This window comes from Frankia nepalensis, from assembly GCF_016786325.1.
GTDB classification, from domain to species: domain Bacteria; phylum Actinomycetota; class Actinomycetes; order Frankiales; family Frankiaceae; genus Pseudofrankia; species Pseudofrankia nepalensis.
Map to the genome: position 1 here is coordinate 1 of NZ_JADWYU010000080.1, position 7,414 is coordinate 7,414.

Consider the following 7,414-nt stretch of genomic DNA (forward strand, 5'->3'; position numbering starts at 1 on the left):
TTCGCCGTGATGATGAACAGCGTCGAGAGGGTTCCGGCGATCGCGATCGGCCACAGCGTCAGCCAGTGCGCCCGTGGGGGGGGGGCCCCCCCCCCCCCCCGGGACCGGCGCGTCAGTCCTTTGGTTGTGTGTTCGCCGGCTGGCCGGTCACTGCTTGAGCAACTGGCCGCAGCTGAGCTTGGTCGGGACGGTGTAGGCGCCCTTGGTCAGCTGGACGACCGAGGCGCAGGGCGCGCCGATGAAGTGGTTGAGCGGATAGCGGGTCTCGGGCAGCGCCCCCTCGACGTAGTGCGAGTAGTCGTCGTTGAGCAGCTTGAGCAGCCTGTCGACGGTCACGTCGCGGCCGAGCTTCTCGACGGCGGTGAGGAACATGTCGGCCGCCCAGTAACCGGCCATGGTTGGCAGGCTGACCGCCTGTTCCGGCGCGTACTTCTTGAAGTCGGCGACGAGCTGCTGGACGGCGGTCGAGGAGGCGTCCTCGGCCGGCGACCACTGCAGGAGCGTGTAGGAGCCGACCAGGCCGTCGAAGCCGGTCAGCCGGGGGTCGTAGCCGACGGCGTTGAGGAACTCGCCCTCGTACCCGGCGGCGACGAACGCCTGCGTCAGCTTGGTGGTGGTGGAGAAGTCGGTGACCGGAAGGATGAGGTCCGGCGGCCCGCCGTTGTCCGACGTCATGACCGCGTTGACGATGGCGGTCGTGTCGTTCAGCCCCGCGGCCGGGATCGGGTTCTCCGCGTAGGGCACCTCGATGCCGACCGCCTTGATCTGGCGGACCAGGCTCTGCAGGCCGGTGCGCGCCGAGTCGTCGTCCGAGCCGATGAGCGCGGTCGTCTTCCCGGTGACGTCACCGCCGAAGATGCCCTTGAGCATCAGGCCGTAGGTGTTGGACGAGACGCTCTTCTCCGTGGGCAGCAGGCAGCCGGTGATCCCGAAGCCGATCGACGTGCCACAGAAGGCGGTGTTGAAGCCCCAGCCGAAGAACGGGACCGTCGCGGCGCAGAACGCGTCGAGATAGTTGGCGCGTGAGGCCATCACCGGTACCGCGGCGAAGATCTTCTCCTGCTGGGCGAGAACCTGGCCCTGCGAGCCGTTGCGCGCCGGGTCGTTGCCGTCGTCGAGCATGCCGATGAAGTTGATCTTTCGGCCGTTGACGCCGCCCTCGTCGTTCGCGCGCTGGAAGCGCACCTTGGCGCCGATGTCGCTGCCGGACATCGTGCTGCCGGTCGGGCTGGTCAGGTAGCCGAGACCGCCGATCTTGATCTCGGTGTCGGTGACGCCGCGGGTCGGCTCGGCGGCCGTCTGCCCGCACTTGAGGGCGGACAGGTTGGGCGACCAGCCGCCGTCGCTCCAGCCGCTGGGTGGCCCGGCCTTGACGTCGGCCGCCGCGACGGTCGGCGCGGTGGACCCGCCTGTGCCGGGGGAATCGTCGCCGCCGCAGGCGGCCAGGCTGGTGGCGAGCGCGGCCGTGAACGCGACGGCCGTGACTAATCGGGAGGCCCGCATGGGCTGAACACCTTTCCTCGTGCTGAGGGGCAGGTCTGTCCGGAATCGGGTCGCTGGCGCCGAGAAGTTACCGGTCGCACCGGATGTGTCACATCTTTGAGGTCGTCCGGCCGGCATTGCCCGTCATGGTCGCCGAACGCTGTCGATCGGTCGGCGATCTGATACAGAATATGGTATCCAATCGTGACCCGCGTCACAAGCCTCCCGTTGCGCTGGTCGGAGGCCTCCGGCGCGCTGGCCGTCCGGGCGGATCGGCTCTTGCGCCGGAGGGGGCGGGACGGTTTGGTGGAACCCGTTCTACTTTTGTGGGACGGTTCCGCCGGTCAGGCGCGTGGCGTGGGACGGGCGGACGGCGAGGCGACGGACAGGGAGCGCGCTGTGAGGGACTTCGTGGGGAAGGTCGCCGTGGTGACGGGCGCCGGCCAGGGCATCGGCCGTGCCCTCGTCGAGTGCTTCTGCGCCGAGGGCATGAAGGCCGTCGTCGCCGACGTCGTGCCGGAGCTCGTCGAGAAGACCACCGCCGAGCTGCGGGCCGCCGGCTGTGAGGTGACCGGCGTGGTCACCGACGTCACCTCCCTCGAGTCCGTCGAGGCGTTGCGCGACGCGGCGCTGGCCGCCTACGGCGGCGTGCACGTGCTGTGCAACAACGCGGGCATCGGGTCGGGCTCCGAGGGACACATCTGGGAGCACCACGTCAACGACTGGCGCTGGTCGTTCGACGTGAACGTGCTGGGGGTCGTCAACGGCCTCCACGCCTTCACCCAGACCATGATCGACCAGGGTGTCGAGGGGCACATCGTGAACACGACGTCCGGCAACGGCGGGTTCACGCCGCTCATCAACAGCGCGGTGTACGCGGCCACCAAGGCCGCGGTCACCACGATCACCGAATGCCTGTGGGGCCAGCTGAAGGAGGCCGGCGTCCCCGTCGGCGCCTCCCTGCTCTACCCGTCGACCATCTCCCCAGGGCTGCTCGACACCGGGATCTGGCGACCGGGCGCGAACCGGCCCGACCGCTACGACCGCCCGGGCGCGCCGCCCAGGGAGGGCCGCGACTCGCTCGGCGCGTTCCGCAGGCGGATGGAGGAGGCCGGCCTGCCCGTCACCTTCGCCCCGCTGTCGGAGGTCGCGGACCTGTGTCTTGAAGGCATCCGGAACGACACCTTCTGGATCACGGTGCCCAGCGAGGCACAGAGCGCCAAGATCCTGGCCCGTGCCCAGTCCCAGGTCGAGCGCGCCGACCCCGGCTACCTGCTCGAGACCAACCTGATGACCGGCCGCCCCGCCGGCGCGAACGCGAAGGCCTAGCCACCCACCCCGACCCGCCAGGACGACGGCCGGGCGCCGGGCCCGCGCGGCCAGGACCGTCCAGCTCGGCCCGACCCAGCCCGCGCAGCCGGAGGGACCCCGTGGTAGCGATCATCGGACAGTTCTGCGTCAACGTCTCCGACCTGGAGCGCTCGGTCGCGTTCTGGGAGAACGTCATCGGCATCCCGGTCGTCAGCCGCACCGAGATCGAGACGGCCCGGGAGGCGGTGCTCCAGTCGCCGCACGGGGGCGGCCGGATGCAGCTCGCCCAGCAGCTCGCCCAGACCGGGCCGATCGACATGGGCTCGGCCTTTTGGAAGCTCTACGTCAACACCGACGACTGCGCCGCCCTGTTCGACAAGACCGTGGCCGCCGGCTGCGAGGTCGTCGTCGCGCCGGCCCGGCTCGAGCGGTGGCCGGTCACGGTCGCCCTGGTGACGGACCTCGACGGTTACCTGCTCGAGCTCATCGAGTACCACCAGGACACCCCCGCCGGCGTCCCAGACCCGAAGAACGTCTGACGGCCGTCCGCCAGGAACCATTCGTCACGCCGCTCCCGTGCCGCGCGGATCACGCCGCCGGCCGTTCCGGAAACCACCCCCGCCAAGCCGCCCCGAGTCAACCCGCTCCGAGCCACCCGCCCGCGACCGCCCACAGGAGGCACCCGCATGTCACTGGAGACCCCGCTGCGCCGGTTCGAGGGCCGGGCAGCGCTCGTCACGGGCGCCGCGTCCGGGATCGGCCGGGCGGTGGCACTACAGCTCGCGGCCGAGGGCGCCGCGGTGCTCGCCTGCGACATCGACGCCGCCGGGCTGGAGGCGGTCGGCAAGGAGGTCCCGGAGGGGGCCGGCCGGATCGTCGGCCGGGTCACCGACCTGCGGGAGCGGGCCGAGTGCGCCGCCGCCGTCGACGACGCGGTCGCCGAGTTCGGCCGGCTCGACGTGCTCGGCAACGTCGCCGGCGTGCTGCGGATGGGGCACGTCACCGAGGTTCCCGAGGACGAGTACCGGCTCTTGTTCTCGGTCAACACCGACGCCTACTTCTTCCTCTGCCAGGCGGCGATCCCGCACCTGCTGGCGACCCGGGGCAACATCGTCAACATCGCGTCGAACGCGGGTCTCATGGGCGGCGCGTACACCGTCGTCTACTCCATGACCAAGGGTGCCGTCGTCCAGCTCACCAAGTCCCTGGCGATGGAGTTCCTCAAGAAGAAGATCCGGATCAACGCGATCGCGCCCGGCGGCACCGATACCGCGCTCACCGCCGCGGCGGGCTTCCCGGACGGCGTCGACTGGGAGCTCATCAACCGCTACATGGTCCCGCGCCCGATGGCCAAGCCGGAGGACATCGCCAAGCTGTTCGCGTTCGTCGCCAGTGACGACGGCCGCAACATCCACGGCGCCATCCTCTCCAGCGACGGCGGCGTCACCGCCGGCTGACCCCGCCGGCTGACGCCGCCGGCGGGCCCGGACACCTGCCCGACCCTGTGGTCACGGGGTCGCGGACTTCCCCGACCACAGGGCATGACGCGCACTGGCGCGATCGCTGTGCCTCGGCGGGGCCGGTCTCGCGGAGCCCGCCTTCGCGGCCGGCGGCCGAAGGACGGGCAGCCGGCTGGTTGCGTTCAGGCGGCGCGATGGGCGCGCAGGAGGGTGTCGATGGCGTCGACCTGGCCGTCCGGGGTCGCGACCGGGCGGAGCGCGCGTTCGGCCTTCTCGATCGTGAGCTCGGGCAGGTCCGCCAGGTCCGCGGCGGCGGAGTCAGGGGTGTAGAGGACGGAGGCGTCGCGCGGCCCGCCGATGCCGTCGGTGAGGTTCGCGACGTCATGGGCGACGACGAGCAGGGTGCCGCCGGGCGCGAGCCAGCCGGCGGCGCGGCGCAGCGCGGCCCGGCGAGCCGGGGCCGTCAGCTGCAGGTAGGCGACGACGACCGCGTCGAAGCTGCCCGCGGGCGGCGCCTCGGCGTCCGCGGTCTCGAGGACATTGGCGACGAGGAACTCGGCGCGCTCCGCGACGCCGGCGTCCGCGGCGAGGCAGCGGGCCCGGTCGATCGCGGCGGCGGAGAAGTCCAGGCCCGTCACGTGCCAGCCGAGGCTCGCGAGCCAGATGGCGTTGCGGCCTTCGCCGCAGGCCAGGTCGAGCGCCCGGCCGGCCGGCAGGTCGGCGAGCTCCGCGGCCACGAACCGGTTGGGCTCCAGGCCCCAGACCAGTTCGTTGCCGCCGTAGCGGGCGTCCCAGTCCGTCGCGTCCATGTCCCGATCCCTTCCCAGAGCCCCGCGCCTCGCCGTGGCTCGCATTTCCCTGTACGGCCGGGTGACGCGCGCCGCCGCCCGGTTCGCTGGCTCCCCGGGCATCCCAGGGTGACCGGACCTATCAGGATAGACGGCATATAACAGGCATAGTGGCTCGTCGCGGCCAGGCCGGCCCGCGGGCCGGCCGGCGCGGCCGTCACCGGTGCCCCCGTCGGGCGCCCGCGGCGCTACGCCACCATGTCCCCTACGCCGCGATGTCCAGGACGACTCGGTACGGGTTTGCCAGCTCCAGGACGCGGACACCCACCCGGTCGTCGACGCCGAGCCCATAGTGCACGTAGCCCTCGTAGTCCCCGGCCATCCGGTACTGAACCAACGCGGGGAGGCCGCCGCCGTCCCGGCCGGTCGGCGGCGTCGGGCGGCCGTCCGAGTCGTGCGCCACCGCCGGGTGGAAGACCACCTCGAGGAACGCCTGCCCCCGCAGCGGGACGACCGCGCCCTGGCCGGGGTCGCGGACGTCGGCGACATACCGGACGTCGTAGCCGGGCAACCCGCCGGCGAACTCGAAGACCAGCCGGTCGAAGGCCATCCCGGCGTCCTCGTGGTGCGCGGACCGGACCCCGACCAGCTGGACGGGCTCCTTGAGCGGGTGGTCGACGCGCAGCGGCTCGCTCGACCATGGCGAGGCCCCCACCTCCTGGCCGGCCGGCGCGCTCGGCGGGACCGTCGCCGGCCCGGCGGACCCGCTCGGCGAGAGCCGCGGTGGGGCCGTGGCCGAGCCGGGCGGATCGGCCGACGTGGCCTGCCCGGTCCGCGCGCTGGCCGCGCCGGCCACGGCATCCGTCCCGTCAGCCCCACCGCAGGCGGCGAGGCCAGGCGCGAGGAGGAGCGCCCCCACAGCGACCATGCTCCGGAGCTGGCGCATCGTCGGCACCTCCCGCCTGCCGGGCCACGTCCGTCACCGCGGCCCGCCGTCGGCGGTCCACCCGGTCCACAGTGTCACCTTCCACCTCCCGCCGCCTGTCGGGCGGGCGACAGGACAGGACCGCTTCCCGCCGGCGGCCGACGGACCGGAACGAGGTCGGGGTTGTGTGCCGGGCGCCGGTACGGGTATAACGGTCCTGGGTGAGAGAAGCCACCAGGAAAAAGGCACGGAGAATGCGGACGGGCTAACGCGCGATCCCTTCACCATGCGGCACCTAAACGCCGTTCCTGCGGCGAGGGGTGGTCTTCTCTCGCCTTGTTGTCTTTTTGTGCCCTTCTCGCTCCTCGCGGTGGGTGGATCCGACGGCTGCCGCGGAGGCGGAACGAGACCGGCGCCCCTCACGATGGCGCCCGGGACCGGCGAGACGTTCGATCCGCCGTTGGCCTCCGCGAGCGTCCCGGCGGGCGGTCTCGTGTCCTCGGCCGGGGACGGCCGCATGTCCGCGGGAGCGGGCCGGCTGGCCGCCGACGGGGATGCCCGCGCCCGCCGGAGTTGGCCGGCGAACGGGCCGACGCCCGGAGGCCGGGCGCGGACAAGGCGGTCACCCGCGGGCACCGTCTCCTGGCGGGTGGACGGCCCGAGGACCGTGCCGGTCGCCCCGGTCCCGGGACAGGCGGTCTGAGCGGGGATCCTGCCGGGCCTGCCCGGTCGACTGGCCCGCCCCGGCAACGGGACAGGTCAGGGCCCACGGGACGGGCCAGCGGGCCGCGCCGCCGTGAACGGGCGGCCCGGCGTTCAGCCGGTGACGCTGGGGCCGTCGCCGGTGACCGGGCGCTGGGCCAGCAGGGAGAGCTCCAGGTCCCAGTCGATGTGCTCCGCCTCGGTGCCAGGCGGCACCGCGGTGGTGACCCGGCGAAGGAAGAGGCGGACAGCCCAGCCCGGCAGCCCGATGCGCGCGTGCCCGCCTGGGCTGGACAGCGTCAGCTCGATCACGCCCTCGCCGGCGTGTTTGATCGGCGCGACCCGCACGTCGGCGAGGCCCGCCGGACGGCGCAGGCCGTCCTCGAGCAGTTCGCGCGCGAAAACCCATTCGACCTCCGCGCCGCCGCCGATGTCGAAGCGGATGACGACGGCGAACGGGTCGACCCGCCGGTACCGCAGCTCGGCGGAGAATTTCCCGCCGTCATCGAGCAGACGGGCATCGAACGGGACGGTGATGACGGATTCGGCGCGGGTCACCGTGGCCTCCCCTCGCCGGGCGAGTATGGGCGTCGCGGATATCATCGCGCGCCGGGCCGAATTTCGTCAGATATCGGCGGACGCGGGCGCGTCGGGCCGATTTTCCTGGCCGGTCGGGTCCGAGCCGGCGGCCGTATTGGGCGAGCCGACTGTTGACCGCACGCACGGTCGCCCCGGGCTGCACCCGC

At 72.6% G+C, this 7,414-nt stretch carries 7 protein-coding genes; 3 read left to right on the forward strand and 4 right to left on the reverse strand.

The window, feature by feature from the left end; all coding sequences use genetic code 11:
• Nucleotides 1-147: 147 nt before the first annotated feature.
• Nucleotides 148-1,503, reverse strand: coding sequence for an ABC transporter substrate-binding protein (locus tag I6A81_RS03350; RefSeq protein WP_203000836.1), 1,356 nt, complete (start codon nt 1,501-1,503; stop codon nt 148-150).
• Between the two features lie 378 nt (nt 1,504-1,881).
• Here I6A81_RS03350 and I6A81_RS03355 point away from each other — a divergent pair, with 378 nt between their 5' ends.
• From I6A81_RS03355 to I6A81_RS03365, 3 genes are all read left to right on the forward strand, one after another.
• Entirely contained in the window at nt 1,882-2,811 is a 930-nt protein-coding gene (locus tag I6A81_RS03355; protein ID WP_203000838.1) for an SDR family NAD(P)-dependent oxidoreductase, read from the forward strand.
• A 101-nt stretch (nt 2,812-2,912) separates the two neighbouring features.
• Nucleotides 2,913-3,332, forward strand: a complete 420-nt coding sequence (locus I6A81_RS45405; protein ID WP_203000840.1) for a VOC family protein — start codon at nt 2,913-2,915, stop codon at nt 3,330-3,332.
• Between the two features lie 147 nt (nt 3,333-3,479).
• The gene (locus I6A81_RS03365; protein WP_203000842.1) at nt 3,480-4,250 is read left to right on the forward strand and encodes an SDR family NAD(P)-dependent oxidoreductase; all 771 of its coding nucleotides are present in this window, start codon (nt 3,480-3,482) and stop codon (nt 4,248-4,250) included.
• A gap of 185 nt (nt 4,251-4,435) precedes the next feature.
• Here I6A81_RS03365 and I6A81_RS03370 read toward each other — a convergent pair whose 3' ends face one another.
• From I6A81_RS03370 to I6A81_RS03380, 3 genes are all read right to left on the reverse strand, one after another.
• Nucleotides 4,436-5,062: an SAM-dependent methyltransferase gene (locus I6A81_RS03370; RefSeq protein ID WP_203000844.1), complete on the reverse strand. Its 627-nt coding sequence runs from the start codon at nt 5,060-5,062 to the stop codon at nt 4,436-4,438.
• 244 nt (nt 5,063-5,306) lie between these two features.
• Nucleotides 5,307-5,987 carry an AMIN-like domain-containing (lipo)protein gene (locus tag I6A81_RS03375; RefSeq protein WP_203000846.1) on the reverse strand — a complete coding sequence of 227 codons (681 nt, stop codon included), beginning with the start codon at nt 5,985-5,987 and terminating at the stop codon, nt 5,307-5,309.
• 795 nt (nt 5,988-6,782) lie between these two features.
• Entirely contained in the window at nt 6,783-7,226 is a 444-nt protein-coding gene (locus tag I6A81_RS03380; RefSeq protein WP_203000848.1) for an SsgA family sporulation/cell division regulator, read from the reverse strand.
• Nucleotides 7,227-7,414 lie beyond the last annotated feature (188 nt).

Bases quoted from the DNA above. Each gene is read 5' to 3' on its own strand.
- I6A81_RS03365 (WP_203000842.1), top strand. From the start codon at position 3,480: ATGTCACTGGAGACCCCGCTGCGCCGGTTCGAGGGCCGGGCAGCGCTC.
- I6A81_RS03350 (WP_203000836.1), bottom strand. From the start codon at position 1,503: ATGCGGGCCTCCCGATTAGTCACGGCCGTCGCGTTCACGGCCGCGCTC.
- I6A81_RS03375 (WP_203000846.1), bottom strand. From the start codon at position 5,987: ATGCGCCAGCTCCGGAGCATGGTCGCTGTGGGGGCGCTCCTCCTCGCG.
- I6A81_RS03370 (WP_203000844.1), bottom strand. From the start codon at position 5,062: ATGGACGCGACGGACTGGGACGCCCGCTACGGCGGCAACGAACTGGTC.